The organism is Dorea hominis, from assembly GCF_014287705.1.
GTDB classification, from domain to species: Bacteria; Bacillota; Clostridia; order Lachnospirales; family Lachnospiraceae; genus Dorea_D; species Dorea_D hominis.
Genome location: NZ_JACOOY010000007.1, coordinates 37,689 through 60,435, shown reverse-complemented (window position 1 = coordinate 60,435; position 22,747 = coordinate 37,689). Strand labels below are relative to the sequence as shown.

Here is a 22,747-nt window from a genome sequence, read left to right as displayed (position 1 = left end):
CGATCAGTCTCTTCTAGAATTGGAGATCATGATCAGTCTTAATAACTGTAAAATTGCGGAAGCTGCTCCTGCGACATAAGTCAGGGCTGCTGCCGTCAATACTTTTCTTGTTTCTCTTACTTCATCCGGATATAACATTCCGGTATTGCCAAGAATCTTAAGTGCTCTTCTTGACGCATTAAACTCTACCGGCAGTGTTACAATCTGAAACAATACTGCCATTGAAAATGCAATCACACCAAGATTCAGAAACAGCTGGGATGTCTGGCTGTTCATGATCAGTCCGATGATGATAAGCGGCCAGGCGATCGAACTTCCAAAATTAGCAACCGGTACAAGCGCACTACGGATAGACAGCGGTGCATATCCTCTTGCATGCTGGATCGCATGACCACATTCATGAGCTGCAACTCCGATTGCTGCAACCGATGTCTGCTGGTAAGTTGCATCGGATAAACGAAGTACTTTTGATCTCGGATCATAATGATCCGTCAGATTACCTGCGACATATTCCACTCTTACATCATAAATACCTTCTCTGTGAAGAAGCGCTTCTGCCGCTTCTTTTCCTGTCATTCCCGAGTGACTACGCACGCGGGAATATTTTGAAAAAGTCGAATTCATCTTTGCCGAAGCAAGAAGACAAATAACAACTCCGATCATTACAAGGATATATGTTGGATCATAAAACATTGGATAATACATAGTAATTCCTCCTTAAAATTAAAGAACCGTTCCTGTTTCCATCTGATATCCCCTCAGAAATGCTGCCGCATCCATTCTCTTTTTCCCCGGGATCTGCAGTGCAGTGATTTTCAGAAGTCCGTCTCCTGTCTGTACAAAGAATCCGTCTTTTGCGACTTCTACTACTGTACCGGCAGCCTTACCTGTCTGCCCTTCTGCTACTTCTGCTTCCCAGATCTTCATTCCTTTATCATTCTCATTCCATCTCGTATACGCACTCGGCCATGGATTCAGTCCACGGATCAGTCTCTCAATTTCTTTTGCAGACATCTTCCAGTCAATCTTCCCCATGTGCTTATCGAGCATTTTCGCATAAGCGGTCGGGCTATCACCCTGTTTTTCAGGCGTTACCGTTCCGGCTTTTAATGCATCTAATGTCTCTACGCATAACCGTGCTCCGGCTTCTGCCAGTTTATCATGCAGGCTTCCGCCCGTCTCTTTCTCATCCAGCGGAATCTCTACTTTCAATAACATATCTCCGGTATCCAGCCCTTCATTCATCTGCATGGTCGTTACACCGGATACTTTCTCTCCATTGATCACTGCCCACTGGATTGGTGCAGCACCGCGATAACTCGGAAGCAGCGAAGCGTGCACATTCACGCATCCGTACGGTGTCATTTCCAGTATCTCTTTTGGTAAAATCTGACCAAATGCAATAACCACCATAATATCTGCATTGTATTTTCTTAATTCTTCTATACATTCCGGCTCGCGGATTCTCTTCGGCTGATAGACCGGAATATTGTGGGCAACTGCCACTTCTTTCACCGGTGTATACTGCATCTTGCCGCCGCGTCCCTTTGGTTTATCCGGCTGCGTTACGACAAGTGCCACTTCGTGTCCCGCTTCAATGAGTGCCTCTAATGTTCCTACGGAAAAATCCGGAGTCCCCATAAAAATGACTTTCATTAAACTTCCTCCTCATATGGCTCCACATCGTGAAGTCCGCCTTCCACAAGGTCAACATACATCTTACCATCCAGATGATCGATCTCATGGCAGAAAGCTCTGGCAAGAAGTTCTTCTCCTTCCAGTACGATCTCTTCCATGTCTTCGTTCAGTGCTTTTACTTTGACATAATTCGGTCTTGTCACAAGTCCTGCTTTTCCCGGAACACTTAAGCATCCTTCTTCTCCGGTCTGCTCACCGGAAGTCTCCAGAATCTCCGGATTAATAAGGACGATCGGTCCTTCACCGATATCAATTGTTACGATTCTCTTTAAAATACCGACCTGCGGTGCTGCAAGACCAACTCCCATCGCCTCATACATCGTATCTAACATATCGTTGATCAGAATCTTTGTACGAAGTGTCATCTTCGTTACTTCTTTACATGGTTTTGTCAGGACCTCATCGCCTAACTCACGGATTTTTCTAATTGCCATCTCTCTTCTCTCCTGTTTACATTGTACTCATTGGGTTAAAATCAAATTGAATCCGAAGGCTTCGAAAGCCTGAATTCATCTCTATATACTGTTCCATAAGATCTTTTGCTTCGATCAGGAATTTGTATTCTTCACTTTTAATATAGATAAGCTGTCGGTATCTGTCATTTACTTTTTCAATAAACGGAGCAGTCGGTCCGATAATCGCCAGTTTCTTCTGCCGGTTGAGCCGCTCTGTAAATTCTTTTAAATATCCTGCCGCTTTCTTCAGATGCTCTTCTTCACTTCCACTCATCCAGACTGCAAGAAGCTGATGCACCGGTGGATACCCCATCAGACTCCTGTAGTTGATCTCTTCTTCATAAAAGCCATCATAATCCTGAGCTGCCGCTCTCTGGATACTGTAATGCTCCGGGCTATACGTCTGTATGACAACTTCGCCCCCGGCGGATCCCCTGCCTGCTCTGCCGGCTGCCTGCGTCAACAGCTGGAACGTACGTTCTGCCGACTGATAGTCATTTGAATACAGTGACAGATCCGCTGCCAGCACACCTACCAGCGTCACCTCCGGGAAATCATGTCCTTTGACGATCATCTGTGTACCGATCAGAATATCTGCTTCATGGTTTGCAAATGCAGCCAGGATCTTCTCATGTCCGTCCTTTGATTTTGTTGTGTCCAGATCCATCCGAAGCACGCCAGCCTGCGGAAACATCCTTTTTATCAGTTCCTCGATCTGCTGTGTGCCTGCTTTGAAGCCTCCGATATAACCGGAACCACATTCGGGACACCGGTTCATCTGCTTCGTCTCATAGCCACAGTAATGACAGACCAATTTCCCTCCGCGGTGTGCCGACAGCGACACATCGCAATGAGGACATTTTACTACATATCCGCAGGACCTGCAAGAAACGAATCCCGCATAACCGCGCCGGTTCAAAAACAACATGATCTGCTGATGCTTCTGTAAACGGTCTTCAATCAGTTCTTTTAAACGGTCGCTGATAATGGAACGGTTTCCTTTTTTTAATTCTTCCCGCATATCCACGGTATATACGCTTGCCAGATTCTGTCCCTTCGCTCTTCTGGTAAGTTCCAGCAATGTGTATTCTCCCTGCTTCGCCTTAAAATAAGCATCCACGGAAGGAGTTGCTGAACCGAGCACGACACTCGCTCCTTCCATCGTCGCTCTTGCAACTGCTGTCTCTCTGGCATGATACCTTGGCACCTGCTCACTTTTGTAAGCCGATTCCTGTTCTTCATCAATCACGATCAGTCCCAGATCAGAAAATGGTGTAAACAGTGCCGACCTTGGTCCGATCATCACATCGACTTTTCCACGTCTGATCCTCTCTAACTGATCAAAACGTTCTCCCGGTGACAATCTGGAATTGAGAATAGATACCCTGTCGCCAAATCTTCCATAAAATCGCATTACCGTCTGATAAGTAAGTGCAATCTCCGGAATCAGCACAATCGCCTGTTTTCCCATTTTTACGATCTGTTCGATCATTTCCATATAGACTTCTGTCTTACCACTTCCGGTAATTCCATAAAGGAGATATGTCTTTCGTTTTCCTGCCTGATAATCCTGCACGAAAGTACGGATCGCTCTCTCCTGCTCTTCGGTGTAAACGATCTGCTTTCCAGTCTTTTTCTGATAATCGACCGGATTACGCAGCATATCTTCATATTCAACAGTAAGAATCTTCTGTTCTTCCAGCGTGCGGATCACGGTACCTGTCACATTCAGTTTCTTCGTCAGCAGTTCGTATTCCTGTACCGGCTGATCCAGAAGTCCTGCCAGCAGTCTGGCTCTTGCTTTCTGGTTCTTATGCAGATAAATATCCAGCTGGCGCTTTCCGGCTTCTTCATCTAAAAGCAGGTGCACCGTGCGCTTCTGTCGGATCTTCTCTTTCTTCTTTACAGGAAGAACAGTCTTCAGCGCCTGGATCATAGTTCCGCCGTAATGCTCCTTCATCCATGCCGCCAATGCAACCAGTTTCCCCTCAATTGCCATACTTTCTTCCGCTTTTCCTGTAATCTCCTTGATCTTTGCCGGATCATAATCTGTCTTTTCCGAAAATGCGATAACATAGCCGTGTGTTTCTTTGTTGCCTCTTCCAAACGGAACAACAACTTCTGTTCCAACCTCAAGCATCCCTTCTAACCGGGAAGGGATGCTATATTGAAATACTTTATCTAATTTTTCATGCGTGATGTCTATGATAATATCAGCGTACATCTTGCTCCTTTATTTTTGTTCTTCTAATACTTCACGGATCAGCACACGATCATCCATATCATATTTTACGCCTTTGATCTCCTGATACGTCTCATGTCCCTTTCCGGCAATGATGATGACATCTCCCGGCTGACCATGTTCGATTGCATAACGGATTGCTTCTTTTCTGTCACAGATTGCTATATATTTGCCGTCTGTTTTCTTCATACCTGTAATAATGTCATCGATAATATCCTGTGGCTCTTCAAAACGTGGATTATCCGATGTAATGATTGTGAAATCAGATAATTTACCGGAAACTTCTCCCATCTCGTAGCGTCTTGTCTTGGAACGGTTTCCACCGCAGCCAAATACGGTTACAAGACGTCCCGGATTGTAATCGCGCATCGTATTTAACAAACTTTCCAGACTCATTGCATTGTGCGCATAGTCGATCATCAGTGTAAAATCATCCGCAACTTTGATCATTTCCACACGTCCTTTGACTTTTGCAGCCTTTAATGCCTTCTTAATATCTTCCTCCGGTACTCTGAAATGTCTGCATACTGCAATTGCCGTAAGAGAATTGTATACGCTGAATTCTCCCGGAATGTCTACTTCCACATCCATGTCCAGAAGTCCGGTTACATGATAATGCATGCCAAGGTATCCTGGTCTTGAAACGTGTTTCACATCTACTGCTCTTAAATCTGCTTCCTCTGAAAATCCGAACGTCTCCACGCGGCATGTTGCATTTTTAAATACATCCTTGTACCACTTGTCATCTACATTTGCAATTCCAAGATTACACTGGGTAAATAAAATACCTTTGCAGCGTTTGTAATCTTCAAAATCTTTGTGCTCATTCGGTCCGATGTGGTCTTCTCCAAGGTTAGTGAATATACCAATCTCAAACTGGATTCCTGCGGTACGGTGAAGCATCAATCCCTGTGAAGAAACTTCCATTACAACACTGTCACAACCTGCCTCTACCATCTCTGCAAAATATTTGTGGATTGTAAAGGACTCCGGTGTTGTATTATTCGCCGGAATTGTCTTGTCTCCAATAACTGCCTCAATCGTTCCGATCAGTCCGACATTATGTCCGGCTGCTTCAAGAATAGACTTCACCATATATGTTGTCGTTGTCTTTCCTTTTGTACCGGTAATTCCGATCACATGCAGTTTTTCTGCCGGATATCCAAAATAAGCCGCTGACATCAGTGCCAGCGCATATCTGGTATCATCTACATGGATAACAGTCACTCCTTCCGGTGCTTCTACCGGCTTTTCTACAATCACTGCTTTTGCGCCTTTACCGGCGACTTCTTCTACATAAGTATGTCCATCCGATACAGCTCCGCTAATACATACAAATACACTGCCTTCCGTCACTTTGCGCGAATCGTTGACAAGTTCTGTCACTTCGATCTCATCACTTCCCTGACGGACTTCATATTCCAAACGTTCCAATAAACTGGTTAATTTCATGCGTTGTGCCTCCTGCATCATTTCATTCATTTTTTTCGTAATCCTTATTATAAAACATTTTCCACTACAGTACAAGAACTGCTCCGGGATAATTTTCCTGTCCATCTTCCTGCAAATGTGTTATAATCTTTTGCAGAAACTATATACAAGAAAAGGGGAATCAACTTATGAAAGCTTATGAAAGACTATTAAAGTACGTTGTTGTCCGTACACCTAGTGATGAGAACAGTGACACTGTTCCGTCTTCCACATGTCAGTTTGACCTTGCAAGAATCCTGGAGACAGAGATGAAAGAACTTGGTCTTGTAGATGTTTATCTGGACGACCAATGTTATCTGTATGGAAAACTTCCGGCAACAGCTGGATATGAAGACAAACCGAAGATCGGTTTCATCGCTCATATGGATACCGTATCTGATTTCTGTGACCACGATATCACACCAGTTATCACAGAGAACTATAACGGACAGGATCTTAAACTTGGGGATAGCGGTCTTGTCTTAAGTGTGCAGAACTTTCCACATCTTACAAGCCTGAAAGGACGTACACTGATTACAACAGATGGTACAACCGTTCTCGGTGCCGACGATAAAGCCGGAATCGCCGAGATTCTTACAATGATCGAACATCTGAATGAAGAGAATATTCCTCACGGACCGATCCGTGTTGCATTTACTCCGGATGAAGAGATTGGAACCGGCGCTTCTCATTTCGATGTAGAACGTTTTGATGCAGACTACGGTTACACACTGGACGGAGACACAGAAGGTGAAATCCAGTATGAAAACTTTAACGCATGCAAAGCTGATTTCGTAATCAAAGGATTCAACGTACATCCGGGATCTTCCAAAGATACAATGATCAATGCGAGTCTTGTAGCTATGGAGATCAACAATGCACTTCCTTCTATGGAGACACCAAGAGGAACTGAAGACTACGAAGGCTTCTATCACCTCGTAAGTATGAAAGGTGAAGTCGGAGAAGCAGAGCTTCATTATATTGTCAGAGATCATGACAAATTACTTTTTGAAGCTAAGAAGAAAACACTCCGCCTGATTGAAAAAGATCTGAATGAAAAATGGGGCGAAGGCACTGTTACTCTCACGATCACAGAGCAGTACCGCAACATGGCTGAGATTATTGAGACATGCATGCACCTGATCGACAATGCAAAACAGGCATGTGAGAATGCAGATGTGACACCACTTGTAATGCCAATTCGTGGTGGTACAGACGGATGCCAGTTAAGCTTCAAAGGACTTCCTTGCCCGAACCTTGGTACCGGTGGACATGCATACCATGGACCGTACGAGCACATCACAGTCGAAGGTATGGATCAGACAGTTGACGTAGCTGTTGAAGTTGTAAAATTATACGCGAAATAAATCTATCTGTATTTATATTAAGGGCTATTGCACTAACGTGCGATGGTCCTTTTCTCTTATTCATTGTAATTGCTTTGTCGCCATAAATCGAGCAGATTAACTTCTGCTCGACTTCGTATAAACAAAAAGAACCATCTGTTACGACAGTTCCTTTTTTTAATTTATATAATATTTTCTACAGATCAATATCCGGCAATTCTTCCTTGAAGCCTTCTCCTACAACTTCATTGGATTCCATAATAATGGTAAATGCTTTCGGATCTAATTCATGTACAAGTTTCTTAATTGAATACATCTGCTTGTTGTTGCATGCACACATAACAACATCTTTATTTGCTTTGGAATAACTTCCCATACCTTTTAAGATTGTGGAACCTCTTCCTGAATATGCATCAATCTCTTTTGCAAGCTCTTCTCCACGTTCTGTTACAATCAGTGTCATCTTTCCTTCATCAATACCATACATAATGCGGTCCATTACAGTTGCCATCAGATAAGTAACAATCACACCATAGATCAGTCCGTCTACGTCTTTGAATACGATAACTGTTCCGAGGATGATTGTTGTAATATCAAGTGCAAATGTGATCACGCCCAGTGTCATGTGCGGTTTTACCTGTTTAATAGAAACGCTGATGAAATCCTGTCCGCCTGTGGAAGAACCGCGCATGAAGATCATCGCATAACCGATTCCACAAAGCACACCCATACATAATGCTGCCAGCAGTCTGTTGCCGTTATATACCGGAAGCAGCGGTGCTACATAGTCCATTAAAAGGGACGAAATGATCGTTGTTTTTACTGAAACAAAGAAAAACTTCTTTCCAAGGAATTTATAACATAAAATTGAAACCGGGATATTTAACAAAATTGTACCGGCTCCAACCGGGATACCAAACAGGTGATATAAGATAATCGCAATACCAGAAAATCCTGCTACCGGAAAATTCGCATTTAAAGCAAAATTGTAAATACCGATTGCAATGATCATACCCGCTACAATATCCACCAAAACATCAATCATCAATTCTTTCCAGTTCATTTTTTTCATTTTGATAACCTCCCATCTGAATTTATATCTTTCTTCCATACGTCAAAACGACAAAAAAACAGCTGCAAACTATAAAAATATAATTCGCAACTGCTCTTATGTTTCACATTATATCCCTGGATTTTAACTTTGTCAACACCCTGTTTTGAATATTTTCATTTCAGAGTTTCCTCTTCCATCCTCTGCAATCTTCGTGCCAGACAGGCATTTACTGATTGATCCGGTCTGTAACTTTAATATCTGCGAAAGATGTCATCTCCCAGTCATTTCCATTTTTCTCAAGCACATAAGTACACTCCTGTGTCATAAGCTGCAGCGGTTTACCTGCCACCTGCACATAATAAGTCTCTCTTGTAGAAATCTTGCACTTATTCTTACCGCTGTATTTTACATCTGTCAGTTCATAAGAATCCAATTGTTCAGAAATTTTACGCTGAACATATTTCTCCTGTTCTTTGTAAATCGGGCTTCCATTCTTCAGATATCCGGAAATCTTTGAAAAATCATTTGTATTCATTGCTTCTGCAAAATTCTTCAGATAACCTTCCACAACCGCCTCCGGTCCATCCTTATAAATATCTGCACTCTTGGCGCTTAACAATACATTCGGTGTATAGCTGTATTTGCAGGAGCCGCCATATTCCACACTCTTATATCCTGCTTCGATATCTGCTTTACTTTCCAGCTTCATGTCAGATTTGTCTTCAAACTCAACCATGTAAAGTTGTTTTTCCATTTCATAAACCTGATCGTAAATACTCTTCATGCCATTTACATCTGTAACACTATAATAAGCTCCACCAGTCTGTTCCGCAATATATCTTGCATCATTGTAATCATAACCTCCGATTCCGATAATAAAAATCGGTACATGATAACGGTTTGCTGTCCGGATCACGGTATCCGGGCTGCAATTACTGTGATTATCCTGTCCGTCAGTAAATGCGATCACGCATCTGGCTCCATTCTGCGCCGCAACACGTTCTACGGAAGTATATAAAGCATCGTACAGACTGGTCTCTTCTTCTGTCTGCAACTGGTTAATACAGTTCACAAGATCGCTGGCATCATCGGTAAATTTCCGTTCCAGGCAGACTCCTGTAGAGAATGATGTAAGTTCCACTTTGTCTCCGGCGTCAAACTGCACACTGTTTACAAAATCTGACATGATCTGTTTTGCTTCATCCAGCGGTCCACCATCCATACTTCCGCTGACATCTGCAACCATATCTACCTTCAGCGCTTCTTTTTCATTTAACTGTCCGGCAGAAGTAATTATCTGCTTCACATATTTTGCATTTGCATCTTTTTTCTTAATATAGAAAAGCGAATTACTGAGCTTCTTCGGTACTTCTCCGGTATTGCCATCTTTCACACTCAGATACAGACGGATCTTCGGAAATGCAGACGCATCCACCTGCTGAACTGTAACATCCAGCGGATTCTTCGGATCGATATACAGATAGATTGCCTGATCCATCTTTGCAAATGTTTTCTGGATAGATTTGTAATTTCTCGTCTTTTCTTTTGTCAGGCTCTGAATCTCTTTTAAAATCGTCTTATAACTGCTTACTTCTTTGGACGATGCCTCGGAAAGATCTACATTTTCATACATAGATACCTGATCAGAAATATATTGGTCATCTGCGCTTTTTAATGCTTCCAATGCTTTCACAGCATTCTTATAAGTTGTCTGTGTCTTTTTGCCTTCTTTTTTCTTAATTGCACTGCGACATTCTTTTAATGCACTTTCATATGCGCTGTAACTTTCAGAATCCAGATCATACTGTTTTTTCTCTTTCTCCATCTCTGACAGTTCTGACGCACAGTCCTGAAATGCATCCACACCTTTTTTAAGTTCTTTCAGTTCTTTAACAACAGCTCTTTTACCGCCAAAATCCAGTACACCAAGATTCTCCCATTCTGCTGCCAGCCTTGCTTCTTCCGACTGATAATCTTTAAGACCGGCTTTCTCAATCTTTGACACTGCACTGTTCTTCTGCCATGCAAGACCAACCGTCCCATATAATAAGCCGCCACCGATAATCAATACAACTGCTGCGATAACCGCTGCAATAATAACTGTCTGATTCTTCTTCGGTGATGCCGGTGTCTGTCCGGATGTTGTTCTTCCACCTGCTGGTGGTATCTGTCCGGATGCCTGTGTATTTCCCGGATTCTGTACGGTTTTCTCCGGCTGTACCGGTTCTACCGGTGCACCACATTCCGGACAGAATCTGGCACCCTTTTCCAGCTCAGAGCCACAATTTGCACAAAACATTGTTATTCCTCCTCCAATCTCATTCCTTCTGCGATTCCTTTCGCATCTGCTTCTGCCCATTCCTTTGCCAGCGTTCCATCTGCTGCCAGCTTACGCATCTTCGGTACGGTATGGAAACCATGCTCCACGATCATTCCCGGTACCGCAACATTCGATGCGCCCCTTAATACGCCGTAATAATCACCATTATTTCCACGACGGGCACAGACCGTTCCTTCTTTATCCACACTATCATTATAGGCATCTGTCCAGTTCAGTATATCATCTTTTCCACTTACTGTGTGAAACTTTTCCTGTGTGCTGATTCCTAATTTTGCATTGGAAACTGCCAGACTGGTTCCGATTGCATTTGCCACCCTAAGTGCCTGTTTACTTTCCATTGCAACAGTATTAACAATCACAATTGGCTTTGTAATGCCAATTGGCTGTCTGTTCGTATCCACACCGTTGGCATGTTCCAGATTAGCATTCGTATGGAGTGAAATAAAGAGATCCATGCCTTTTGCCGCCTCACCGCGCAGGCTGATCTTTCCGGAATCCAGTGCCAGATTCTCGTATCCGTTGATACAGATATTGCCGCTGGTACGTGTCAAATGTACAATCACCCCATATCGTTCTTCCAGTATCTTTTTCAGTTCTTTTGCCACCTGCAATGTAAAATTGCCTTCACAGTAAACAACTTTTCCGTTTTCATAGACTTCATTCTTTTTTGAATAATGCCCCGGATCAATACAGATCTGTATCTTTTTCTGTCTTTTTATTATTTTCTGCTGTTCTTTTGCTTTCTGTTTTTTTTCTTCTTCCTGCTTTTTTCGTTGCTCCATTGCTTCTTTTCTTTCCTGTGCCACTTCTTTTTGCTTTTCTATTTTCTGTACTTCTTCATTCTCTCTTATTTTCATCTGTCTCATATAGCTTTTTGCTCCACATAGTCCGATCACAAGCAATAACATTCCCACTGCTGCAAAAATCTTTTTTTTCATCATTTTTCTTTTTCCCGCTTTTCTTCCATATTACTGCCGCGGATCACGGCTTCTTCTCCATATCTTCCACGTATTTCCTTTAAAGCCTGCTCCAGCTTTGCTTTCTTTTCACTGGCTTTCTTCCTTTTCTCCATCTCCGGCTGTACTTCAAATATGGTAAGCTGTTCTGGTGCAGACGCATCCGTCAACTTGGAACTTCGGATTCCCAGCAGACGAATGGGTTGTTTTTTCCACATTTCCCGGAATAATTCTGCTGCTGTCTCGTAAATTCTGGCATCCTCATTGGTTGCTCTCTCCAGCTGTGTCTGGTGGGAACTATTTTCAAAATTATAATACTTAATCTCCACACTGATCATTCCGGCTTTCTGCCCAGCTTTCCTGAGTCTCCTTCCTACGCTTCCTGCCAGTTTTCCCAGCACTTCACACGCCTCTTCTTCTGTCTTTGCATCCTGCGGCAGTGTAATAGAGTTGCCAATTCCTTTTGCCTCCTGACGTACCGGTTCTACCGGCGAATTGTCCATACCATTGGCAAATTCCCATAGTTTGCGCCCGTGGCTTTTCAGATGTATCTCCAGTAGTTCCGGATTCATCTGTGCCAGATCTCCGATCGTGCGGATCTCCAGCTTCTGTAAATATTCCACACTCGACCTGCCCGCCATAAAAAGTTCTCCGATTGGAAGCGGCCACATTTTCTCCTTAATCTCATCCGGAAATAACGTATGTACTTTATCCGGTTTTTCAAAATCCGATGCCATCTTTGCCAGCAGTTTATTTTCCGATATTCCAACATTCACAGTAAATCCAAACTGTCTGCGGACTTCATTTTTAATCTCTAAAGCGCCTTCCATCGGTGAGAAAAAACGCGGCGCGCTCTCTGTAAAATCCATATAACACTCATCTACGCTGACCTGTTCGATCTGATCCGTATAACCGCGCAGAAATGTCATCAATTTTCTGCTGTAATCCGAATAGAGTCTGTGATCCGGCGGTGCGATCACAAGATTCGGACACTTACGAATGGCATCCACAACGGGTTCCCCTGTGCGGATGCCATACTTCTTAGCGGAAATGGATTTGGCAAGCACGACTCCATGTCTGGAAGCTCTGTCGCCTCCGATGATAGCCGGTATCTTACGCAGATCCGTCTCCGCTCCATTCTTCAATTGTTCCACTGCACTCCAGCTTAAATACGCAGAGTTCACATCTATATGGAAGATTATCCGTGGCATCTTATCGCTCCTTATAAGTCAGACTCTGGTACCACCTGCATATATTCCTGAATATGCGCAGCAAGTTTTTCATTCTCAACATCAATCACAATAGTCTCACCTGCCCGGATCTCACCTTCCAGCATCAGTTTTGCTGCCAGTGTCTCAACATGCTTCTGCAAATATCTCTTCAGCGGACGTGCTCCGTAAGTCGGATCGTAACCACCTTCCACTACATAATTCTTTGCAGCTTCTGTCAGGGAAAGGGAAATCTCTTTGTCTGCCAGACGTCTGTTTACATCTTTTACAAGTAAGTCAATTATATGATAAATGTTATCTTTGTTCAATGGTTTGAATAAAATCGTCTCGTCCAGACGGTTCAAAAATTCCGGTCTGAAATGTGCACGCAGGTCATTCATAACCATTTCCTGTGCTTCTGGTTTGATCGTTCCATCTTCATTAATTCCATCCAGCAGATACTGGGAACCAATATTGGATGTCATGATCAGGATTGTATTCTTAAAATCTACAGTACGTCCCTGGGAATCCGTAATACGTCCATCATCCAACACCTGCAATAATACATTAAATACATCCGGGTGTGCTTTTTCAATCTCATCAAACAGTACAACTGAGTAAGGTTTTCTTCTGACAGCTTCGGTAAGCTGGCCACCTTCATCATATCCGACATATCCCGGAGGCGCTCCGATCAGTCTGGATACGGAATATTTCTCCATATACTCACTCATGTCGATACGCACCATGTTATTCTCATCATCAAACAGGCTCTCTGCAAGTGTCTTTGCAAGTTCTGTCTTACCGACTCCGGTAGGTCCAAGGAACAGGAACGAACCAATCGGTCTGGTTGGATCTTTAATTCCGGCTTTGGATCGGATGATTGCTTCGGTTACAAGTTCCACACCTTCATCCTGACCGATGACACGTTTATGCAGCTCATCTGCCAGATGCAGTGTCTTGCTTCTCTCGCTCTCATTTAATTTGGCAACCGGAATACCTGTCCACCGGGATACGATCTTCGCAATCTCATCATCGGTAACACTTTCATGTACCAGATCGCGGTCTTCATCTTTTACTTTAGCTTCTTCATCTTCCAACTGTTTCTTCAGTTGTGGCAGCTTACCATACTGCAGTTCTGCAGCCTTCTCCAAGTCATAAGAATGCTGTGCTTTCTCAATCTCTTTGTTGATCTGCTCAATCTCCTCACGGATCTTCTGCACACGTTCAACGCCGACTTTCTCATTGTCCCACTGTGCTTTACGACTTGCAAATTCTTCTCTGCGCTCTGCCAGTTCTTCCTGCAGATGTACAAGTCTGTCCTGGCTCAACCGATCGTCTTCCTTCTTAAGAGCTGCTTCTTCTATCTCAAGCTGCATGATCTTACGCTGTAATTCGTCCAGTTCTGCAGGCATGGAATCTAGTTCTGTCTTGATCATGGCACATGCTTCATCTACAAGGTCGATCGCTTTGTCCGGCAGAAAACGGTCGGAAATATAACGATCTGAGAGTGTTGCTGCTGCAACAAGTGCTCCATCTGTGATCTTCACTCCATGGAATACTTCATATCGTTCTTTCAGTCCTCGCAGAATGGAAATTGCATCTTCCACTGTCGGCTCTTCTACCATAACCGGCTGGAAACGACGTTCCAGTGCCGCATCTTTTTCAATATACTGACGATACTCATCCAGTGTTGTTGCACCGATACAATGCAGTTCACCTCTGGCAAGCATTGGTTTTAACATATTTCCTGCATCCATTGCACCGTCCGTCTTACCAGCGCCGACAATCGTATGCAACTCATCAATAAACAGGATAATTCGTCCATCGCTGTTTTTCACTTCTTCCAGAACTGCTTTCAGACGTTCCTCAAATTCTCCACGATATTTAGCACCTGCTACAAGTGCTCCCATATCTAGTGAGAAAATTGTCTTGTCTTTCAGTCCTTCCGGTACATCACCACGGACAATTCTCTGTGCAAGTCCTTCTACAACTGCTGTCTTACCAACACCTGGTTCACCGATTAGGACCGGATTGTTCTTCGTCTTACGTGAAAGGATACGGACTACATTACGGATCTCAGAGTCACGTCCGATCACCGGATCCAGTTTCTGCTCTCTTGCCCGCTCTACCAGATCAGAACCATATTTATTCAACGTATCATAAGTATCTTCCGGGTTATCACTTGTTACCCTCTGATTGCCTCTCACAGTAGATAATGCTTGCAGGAATCCTTCCCGGCTGATACCCATCTCACGAAGCAGTGCCTTCATATCTTTACTTGCATATTTTATAATAGCGAGGAAGAGATGCTCAACAGAAACATATTCGTCTCCCATCGGTTTTGCCTCATCCTCTGCGTGGATCAGAACATTATTCAGATCCTGTCCTACATACTGTCTTCCACCCTGTACTTTCGGGCGTTTTGTAATCGCCTCTTCCACGCGATTAATAATAAGGTTCTTATCGAGCCCCATCTTTTCCATCAATTTCGCGATCAGGCTGTCATCCTGTGTTAATAATGCATAAAGCAAATGCTCCTGTGCAATCTCCTGGTTGCCATAGTCAGATGCAATGCGTTCACAGTCTTGCACAGCCTGCAATGATTTCTGTGTAAATTTATTTATATTCATAAAGACAACCTCCTTTTTGCTCTTGTTCTACTTGCAATATAACAATACAACACTTTATCAGCACTGTCAAGAGTCGAGTGCTAATTGTTTTAAAAAGTATTCTTAAACCTTTTCATAAGTAACTTTTACCATTGCTACATTGATGTCAAAATAATTGTGCTTGATTTCTGTCTGCAAATATTCTTCTGCATGTGCAATGCGCAAACTTTTGCAATTATTTTATTCCATACTAATTTTATTATCTACAGCATATTTATATAATTTAGTACATTTATTTTTTTCAATGACGATCGTACCCGCAAAATCTCCAAATGCCCAATCATCTATATTTTTCACATCCCCTGCAAAATATACTTTTTCAAGATTTACACTCGATCCAAATACTGCCATCTTCATACTTGTTACTGTCTTCGGTACTTTAATACATTTCAATTCTTCGTGATAAGCAAAGGAAGCTTCTCCTAGCGAAGTCACTTTTAATCCATCTATTTTTTCCGGAATATGTAAACTATCCACATTTTTCTTTAGGTAACCAATTATTTCAACTGTATTTTCTCCTTCATTGATTCTATAACTATATTTTTTATCCTTTGATATTTCCAATTCTTTTATCGTTTTTCTGACATTTAAAATTTCTCCATTATTTAAGTGGACCCCAACTTTTCTTGCTGCTGTTTCAAAATACATAATATCTGAATGCTTAATTCGAACATCCGCTTCACTTGTTTTAATAACAATATATGAATCCTGCATTTCTCCAAGCCTTGCATAGGCTGCTTTCAAATCTAGAAACAGTTCTTTTTCTATCCTGCTTTTTCTAATATATCTGAATGGACTATATTCTATGGATTCAAATACATACTGCTCATGTGCGGATACAAAGATCAATATTATATCTGAATTTTCTTCACGCAGCTTTTTGGCAATCTCCAGTCCCGAAATACCAGGCATGTCTATATCCAAGAACAATATATCAATTTCACTGCTGCTTTGTCTAATTCTTTTTTAGTATATCTAATGATTCCTGCTCATCATCGCATAATGCAATGTTAATTATCATTGTAACTTTCCCTCATTTTTCTTTATATATTCTCCTTTACATTAAAAATAATTGCAAGACAGATTACTGCATAAGATATAAACGTACGGAAATATTCTCCGATTGCAACGCTTGAGAACAGTGTCTGCCCAGCAAGTGGCGATACAATAAACAGAAAATGGAACAAAAATAATCCTAAAAACACATTGCGGATATTCGCATTTTTAATTCCGGCTCCACCAGCCAGAATTGCCGCACTTGAGAAAATCTCACGATTGCTTTGCGCGGTATACACGCTCAACATTCCAACATTCTGTAAATACATGATCTGTCCGTAAGCCGCAAGCACCGTAGAAATAATAATTGCGATGATTCTCATTTTATTCACATCGATGCCAAGGCTCTGCGACTTATCCATACTTTCACCGACAGCTTTCATATTAATACCGAGCTTGCTTCGAAGCAAGTAAAATATGAACAGACTGACTACTGTGATGATCACAAGATTCAACACCGAACATTTAATCCCCCATATTTCAAATTTCAAACAATCATCGATAATGCCACCCAGACTTTCCAGGTTTACAACATGCTGAATTCCCAGTCCGGATTTTAAAAGCAATTTTTCGTTTGTAGCAGGAATGATCGTTCCAAATCCGACCATAAAGATTAACTGATAGATACTGATTCCGATATATCCGATAATGATGGAAGTAATCATCTCTCGCCCTTTTACACGGTTTAAGATTGCTCCGATCACATAACCAAATGCGACAGCAAGGATTGTAGAAAGAAGTACAACCGCTAAAAGTGCCGGATATCCTTCCAGTCCATAATTTAATACAAAAAGAATGGCTGTCTGTGCTGCCAGTGCACCAATGCTGATGGCAAAGTTAAGTCCCAAACCGGCTATGATCGGAACGATCAGTGACAATACCATCACGCTGTTTCGCAAAATTCTTGTTACTACTTCAGACATAACAAAATTAAGCGACATTCCTGACACAATATATCCTATGACAGACAGGATAATGAATAACAATGGAATTCGATTTGATTTAAGCTTTTTCAACATTCTTCTCCTTTTTTGTTTCTTTAAACATTGCAAATAAGATAATGACATTTGTCAAAATAGATCTTGTGATCTCGGTAAGCTCTGTCGCAACCAGCTCATTTGCAAGAGGCACACTAAACACTAAAATCCCGTGAAAAATCAATGTACCTACAATCACGTTTAAAATATTTCCATTATGTTCCGTACAGCCTCCGATAAGAAGCGCAGATGCTGCAGAAAAGGCGATCGCTTTCGGTGCATTATAAAGTTCCAGATATCCATAGCTTTGTGAATAGAAACAGATACCTACACCTGCAATGATCGTTGATAAAACGATTGCCGTCATCTTAATCTTATTCGATTGCAGCCCCATAATCTCGCAATAGGCTTCATTTTCACCGAGGGCAAGCATATTTTGACCGATATTACTTTTAAAAATAATATAGATGATCACGCACACGATAAAAAAGCAAAGGAGATATCCTACCGGAATCATCATTCCACCTATTTTTATCTGGAAAATTTTTTCAATGATTTTGTCAAAATATCCTTCCAGCCCAATCTTTGGACGCATTCCTTTTCCTGCGATTGGAAATACCATGACCGGATTGTCAAATGGAATAGTCACCCATAAAATACAGGACAGCGGAATGATTGATAAACCTAAAAAGTTTCCTGTGATCTCCTCTGTTCCACTTGCCTTTATTAAAATGCGTCCATAAATTCTTCCGAACACAAAACTAATAAGAATTGTAAGGAGAAGCACGCATAAAAATCCTTTCACACCAGTGATTTCAAAGTTCATAACCGTGCTGATACTAATAAGACCGGCTATGATCCCGACTGGCATTCCGAAGTTAAATCCCATTCCGGCATTCAGCATCGGAAGAAGTGATAATACAAACACACCGTTCATAGGAAGTCGGATCAGCATATCCGTAAGCAGCGGGCGGATTGGAATTCCCATGTAACAGGAAACAGCGATCATGACAAGCAAAAAGATCAGCAATACATTTTTTTGTAATTTAAACTTTTTCATAGCTGTCCTCCTCTCTCATTTTTGAAAAAGCTCTCGCAAACTGTTCTGCATCTGCATCGTGTTTTAAAACATCTACAAGTTCCCCCTCATAAAATACGCAGATGCGATCACATATTTTTTTCATCTCTTCAATATCTCCGGATGCGAGAATGATCGTAGTCCCTGCTCTTTTATTCAAATCTGCGAGCAATTTTAAAATATTGTCTTTTGATTTGATATCAATCCCTCTCGTCGGTTCATTAATAAATAATACGTCCGGATCCATTAAAATCGCACGTGCCAACGCTACTTTTTGCTGGTTTCCACCGCTCAATTCACAGATTGGCTGTCGAATTGACTCACATACTACGTCATATTTCGTTACTACTGTTTCTGCCTGATTTTTCTCTTTATTTTTATCATAAAATTTAATTTTATTTCCGATAGACAGACGATTTAACTTATCAGAGAAATTCTTCAAATAGAAATTGATATTCTCTGCTACTGATTTGTCCAAAAGAAGTCCATTTCTTCTTCTTTCTTCTGTGACAAACACAATACCTGATTCAATCGCTTCCGCTGTTTTATTAATTTTTATTTCCTTCTCATCTTTGTAAAATGTGAAATCTCCGGCAATTTTATCTGCTCTTAACGTGCCATATGCCAGTGCATTTTTCCCATGTCCGTTCATTCCGGTAAGACCGATGATCTCTGACTGATATATGTCAAAGTTCAGATTTTTTATCGGTTCGTTTTTTCGTGCAACATAAAAATCTTTATACGTCAGCACTACTTTTTCCTGCTTTGCTTCATTTTCCTTAAAACGCTCTGCAAATGCGTAATTATATCCGATAATCTCTTCCGCTATTTTTTCGCGGCTGAATTCTTCTTTTTTGTCACTTAGATAAACCGGATCTCCGTCCCTTAATACGAGGATTGTATCCGAAACTGCGATGATCTCTTCAATTCGGTGTGACACTAAAATAATAGTTAAGCCTTCATCTGCCAGTTTTTTCAACTGTTCCAGAAGCTTGTTAGAGTCTTTTTCATTCAATGTAGCTGTCGGCTCATCCAGCATTAATAATTTTGTATCTTCATTGGCGATCGAGCGGGCGATTTCTACAAACTGCTTATTATTGATTGGAAGTTCACAGATTTTCATCTCCACATCCAGATCAAGCCCTAATCTTGCCAGGATCTCTTTTGCTTTTCTTTTATTCTCTTCTGTATAGAAATTCTTCATGCTTCCTTTTATCTCGCGATAGGAATTCATTACATAATTAGGCAATGCTATATTTTCCCATATACTTAAATCTTCTAACAGACTGAATTCCTGGTGCACCATACAAATCCCGTAGCTCTGGCTTTCTACCGTTGATGTGATCTTTACTTTTTGTCCATCTATGAAAATATCACCTTCGTAACCACCTGTCTCGTCAATAATATGGTCACCGGAAATAATATTAAGCATTGTACTTTTCCCGGATCCATTAACTCCCATAAGTCCTAAGATCTGCCCTTTTTTCAACTCTATATTCACATTTCGCAAAACGGAGTTACCACTAAATTTCTTTCCCAAATTGTTTAATTTTAAAACTGTATTTTCCATCGTCATTCCCACTTATAAAAGATAGCTGTGGCACGACTGTGTCACAGCTAGTCTTTTTCATTATATTTTAGTAATAAATTGAACCCATAATGTAAAGGAGATAGTTGTCATATTTACCATCAAGTTTTTCCATTTCGACTGATACACCTGTTACGTCTTTTGCGATTTTTCTTAATGCATCAATATCTGTTAATTTGATGTCGCCTTTCAAGGCCTGGATTGCTACTTCTGTCGCAAATTCCGGCTGGAATGCTTCCATAGAAATTGGCCATGTAGACAGTCTTCCTGTAACACCATTCTTCTTTGCAACATCGCTGATCATCTTGTTGATTGCATCGTAATCACCTGCAATATCTTTTGTAATTTTAAGGTTCATACCTGCCGGATATCCCTGTGTAGGTGTCGGGCAACACTGCTCAGCTACGATATATTTGTATTTTAATTCCAGCCCGATTACGAAATCCTGTGTCGGACAGTATGTACTGAAGATACAAGTATCTTTTCCATATTTTTTGATCTCTTTTGGAATATCTTCTTTGATGAACTGATTTGTTGCACTGTCAGATGTTACGTATGGGTCTGGCATTGTTATATCGATGAAGTCCATACCAAGCTTCTTCGCTGTCTTTTTCATCGTCTCTCTTCTCTGTGCAATTTCTTCCATCTTAAGATGTGTCGGGAAAGAATAGTGGATAATTCTCTCAGCACCCATCTTTTTCGCTTTTTTTGCAATTACCTGCCCACGTTTGTTCCAGTTTGCATCGATACATAAATCAATGACATCCGCCATCTCATATGGATCATCCCATACAGGTGCAGTGATCACTTTCAAGTCCGGATTTTCTTTTTTTGCCATTTTGATTGCCGGTAAAATACCAGAATCACCATAGCAGATAACAAGTGCTTTGAAAGATGGATCCTTTGCAACATTCATGATCTGAGTGATTCCCGTCTCCTGCTCTGCTGCAAAGTCATCTGGCAATGTCAGATGCTCAACAACGCCCGGATACTTCTCTGCCATCTTCTCACCGGATCTGTACTGATCTTCACTCCAGGAAAGTGTCGGTGTCAACACACATACTTTTCCATCAATTTTCTTGTCTTCCTTTTTTGCTGTTCCTTGTTTGCCACATGCTGCTACTGAAAACATCATCACGCAAATCATCAGAACTGCAACCAGTCTTTTCATCTTTTTCATTTTCGTCTTTTTCCTCTTTTCCCCAATTTTTTGCGCGTTAAATCTGTTTTTGCGCAAAATAAACTCATTAATATATCTCCCAAATATTAATGACTTTATCCTACTATCATAGTAGCACCAATATGCTTTTTTTTCTAATTGAAATTCCATATAACTGCGTTCACTTATATTTTTTTTCTATTTGCTTTTTCAAAGAAAACTTCCAGCTCTTCAAAGGCTGCATCTTCTCCTATCGCGATCACGTGAAGGTCATCTTTCAATGCTCTTGCCTCCATACTTTCTACATTTTCCAGTTCCTGCATCAAGGCATTGCACTTTATTAAAACTTCATCGGAAATTCCTTCCCATTTTTCATGGAACCTGCGGTATCTGTAGTAAATTTCCTTTTCTTTCATGTATTGTCTCAGTACATTCGCCGCGCGCTCTGGACATCCATGTATATCCATATATGCGATTATATTTTTAAGATCCACAGCATCTTCTAGTGCATCATGGCTGACAGATGGTTTCAAACCACATAGCAGCTTCAGGTTTGCGATTCCTATACTTCGCATTTTCAGCTTTTTCGAATAGATTTCTTCAATATCCATCATCAGTGGAAGCATCATATTCACTGCCTTCCTCGTATGTTTCGAAACATCTGTGCGATAGTATTTTAAATCTTGCGCGATGACCATTTGATCCGGTCCCCACACAAAAATCTTCTTTACATTCCACTCGCGTAATTTTTTTGCAATTTCCCTCATCACCTGCTCATAAGAAGGGGCTCGAAGCAGCATCTCTTCTGTAATATTGGTCAGTTCCCGGAATTTATCATGAAGCGGTTCATCATTAAATATGTAAGAATGAAACCGTTCTACTTCTTCAAAATTTTTCTGGCAGATTACAAGACCAACTGACACTAACTTTGACGGTGGACCACCCTTTTGCTGTGAAGTTACAAACTCGGAATCAAGAAATGCAACTCTGCCTTCCCTTATCCAATCTGCGACGCAAAAACTTTTCTTCTTTGGCTTGCTTCTCCTGTTCGTGTTTCTTTTTTTCATCTTACTCAAAAAACCACCTCTTTTTATGCGTCAAAATCTGCTTCAAATGTTCCTTCCGGTGTTTTCATCGTTAAAATTCCAAGATTAAAATCTTCATCCTGAATGGTGATGTGATACTCGAACACAACATCATCCTCAAATTTGGAAAGTAAAATATACGTACCATTTTCTTTTCCTTCGATCTGGTCACAAATTCTGCTTTATTCATTCGTATTGTTACTGTATAATTTCGTTTTCGCATAAATCTTTGTCTCCTTTCTCCACTCTATCTTTTTTATAAATCATTCATAACCTTTCCGCTGGTAGATTAGCAGGGGATATATAAGAGAGTGCAACGCTCTCTTATACAGGTGCAGGGTGCATGACGTCCAGTGGACGTCAGC

Annotated in this window: 17 protein-coding genes; 1 reads left to right on the top strand and 16 read right to left on the bottom strand. The window is 41.4% G+C overall.

The window, feature by feature from the left end:
• Positions 1-3: 3 nt before the first annotated feature.
• Genes H8S07_RS06940 through H8S07_RS06920 form a run of 5 tightly spaced genes read right to left on the bottom strand, consistent with a single transcriptional unit; the run spans position 4 to position 5,847 of the window.
• The gene (locus H8S07_RS06940; protein WP_117538223.1) at positions 4-705 is read right to left on the bottom strand and encodes a zinc metallopeptidase; all 702 of its coding nucleotides are present in this window, start codon (positions 703-705) and stop codon (positions 4-6) included.
• An 18-nt stretch (positions 706-723) separates the two neighbouring features.
• Positions 724-1,656, bottom strand: coding sequence for a methionyl-tRNA formyltransferase (gene fmt / locus H8S07_RS06935; RefSeq protein ID WP_117538222.1), 933 nt, complete (start codon positions 1,654-1,656; stop codon positions 724-726).
• Positions 1,656-2,132 carry a peptide deformylase gene (def, locus tag H8S07_RS06930; RefSeq protein WP_021859614.1) on the bottom strand — a complete coding sequence of 159 codons (477 nt, stop codon included), beginning with the start codon at positions 2,130-2,132 and terminating at the stop codon, positions 1,656-1,658. The genes fmt and def overlap by 1 nt, the downstream gene beginning before the upstream one ends.
• Before the next feature lie 16 nt (positions 2,133-2,148).
• Positions 2,149-4,377, bottom strand: a complete 2,229-nt coding sequence (gene priA, locus H8S07_RS06925) for a replication restart helicase PriA (RefSeq protein ID WP_117538221.1) — start codon at positions 4,375-4,377, stop codon at positions 2,149-2,151.
• Between the two features lie 9 nt (positions 4,378-4,386).
• On the bottom strand, positions 4,387-5,847 hold the full coding sequence (locus H8S07_RS06920) for a UDP-N-acetylmuramoyl-L-alanyl-D-glutamate--2,6-diaminopimelate ligase (protein WP_021859612.1): 1,461 nt from the start codon (positions 5,845-5,847) through the stop codon (positions 4,387-4,389).
• Between the two features lie 167 nt (positions 5,848-6,014).
• On the opposite strand from H8S07_RS06920, the gene pepT reads away from it, so the two are divergent.
• Positions 6,015-7,232, top strand: a complete 1,218-nt coding sequence (pepT, locus tag H8S07_RS06915) for a peptidase T (RefSeq protein WP_117538220.1) — start codon at positions 6,015-6,017, stop codon at positions 7,230-7,232.
• A gap of 175 nt (positions 7,233-7,407) precedes the next feature.
• Here pepT and H8S07_RS06910 read toward each other — a convergent pair whose 3' ends face one another.
• The 11 genes from H8S07_RS06910 to H8S07_RS06860 all read right to left on the bottom strand — a co-directional run bounded on the left by H8S07_RS06910 (position 7,408) and on the right by H8S07_RS06860 (position 22,364).
• Positions 7,408-8,283: a YitT family protein gene (locus tag H8S07_RS06910; protein ID WP_117538219.1), complete on the bottom strand. Its 876-nt coding sequence runs from the start codon at positions 8,281-8,283 to the stop codon at positions 7,408-7,410.
• Between the two features lie 208 nt (positions 8,284-8,491).
• The gene (locus tag H8S07_RS06905; protein ID WP_186855735.1) at positions 8,492-10,564 is read right to left on the bottom strand and encodes a VWA domain-containing protein; all 2,073 of its coding nucleotides are present in this window, start codon (positions 10,562-10,564) and stop codon (positions 8,492-8,494) included.
• 2 nt (positions 10,565-10,566) lie between these two features.
• Entirely contained in the window at positions 10,567-11,547 is a 981-nt protein-coding gene (locus H8S07_RS06900; RefSeq protein ID WP_118288746.1) for an N-acetylmuramoyl-L-alanine amidase family protein, read from the bottom strand.
• The gene (locus H8S07_RS06895; protein WP_117538216.1) at positions 11,544-12,773 is read right to left on the bottom strand and encodes a DNA polymerase Y family protein; all 1,230 of its coding nucleotides are present in this window, start codon (positions 12,771-12,773) and stop codon (positions 11,544-11,546) included. The genes H8S07_RS06900 and H8S07_RS06895 overlap by 4 nt, the downstream gene beginning before the upstream one ends.
• An 11-nt stretch (positions 12,774-12,784) precedes the next feature.
• Positions 12,785-15,400, bottom strand: coding sequence for an ATP-dependent chaperone ClpB (clpB, locus tag H8S07_RS06890; RefSeq protein WP_021859643.1), 2,616 nt, complete (start codon positions 15,398-15,400; stop codon positions 12,785-12,787).
• A 219-nt stretch (positions 15,401-15,619) separates the two neighbouring features.
• Positions 15,620-16,372, bottom strand: coding sequence for a response regulator (locus H8S07_RS14430; protein ID WP_330598528.1), 753 nt, complete (start codon positions 16,370-16,372; stop codon positions 15,620-15,622).
• 110 nt (positions 16,373-16,482) lie between these two features.
• The gene (locus H8S07_RS06880; protein ID WP_186855734.1) at positions 16,483-17,511 is read right to left on the bottom strand and encodes an ABC transporter permease subunit; all 1,029 of its coding nucleotides are present in this window, start codon (positions 17,509-17,511) and stop codon (positions 16,483-16,485) included.
• Positions 17,498-18,532, bottom strand: a complete 1,035-nt coding sequence (locus tag H8S07_RS06875) for an ABC transporter permease subunit (protein WP_021859639.1) — start codon at positions 18,530-18,532, stop codon at positions 17,498-17,500. Before H8S07_RS06875 ends, H8S07_RS06880 begins: the two co-directional genes overlap by 14 nt.
• Positions 18,519-20,120, bottom strand: coding sequence for a sugar ABC transporter ATP-binding protein (locus H8S07_RS06870; RefSeq protein ID WP_158549921.1), 1,602 nt, complete (start codon positions 20,118-20,120; stop codon positions 18,519-18,521). The genes H8S07_RS06875 and H8S07_RS06870 overlap by 14 nt, the downstream gene beginning before the upstream one ends.
• A 67-nt stretch (positions 20,121-20,187) precedes the next feature.
• The gene (locus tag H8S07_RS06865; RefSeq protein ID WP_242992980.1) at positions 20,188-21,318 is read right to left on the bottom strand and encodes a DUF3798 domain-containing protein; all 1,131 of its coding nucleotides are present in this window, start codon (positions 21,316-21,318) and stop codon (positions 20,188-20,190) included.
• A gap of 164 nt (positions 21,319-21,482) precedes the next feature.
• Positions 21,483-22,364, bottom strand: coding sequence for an exonuclease domain-containing protein (locus tag H8S07_RS06860; protein ID WP_158570043.1), 882 nt, complete (start codon positions 22,362-22,364; stop codon positions 21,483-21,485).
• Positions 22,365-22,747: the final 383 nt, after the last annotated feature.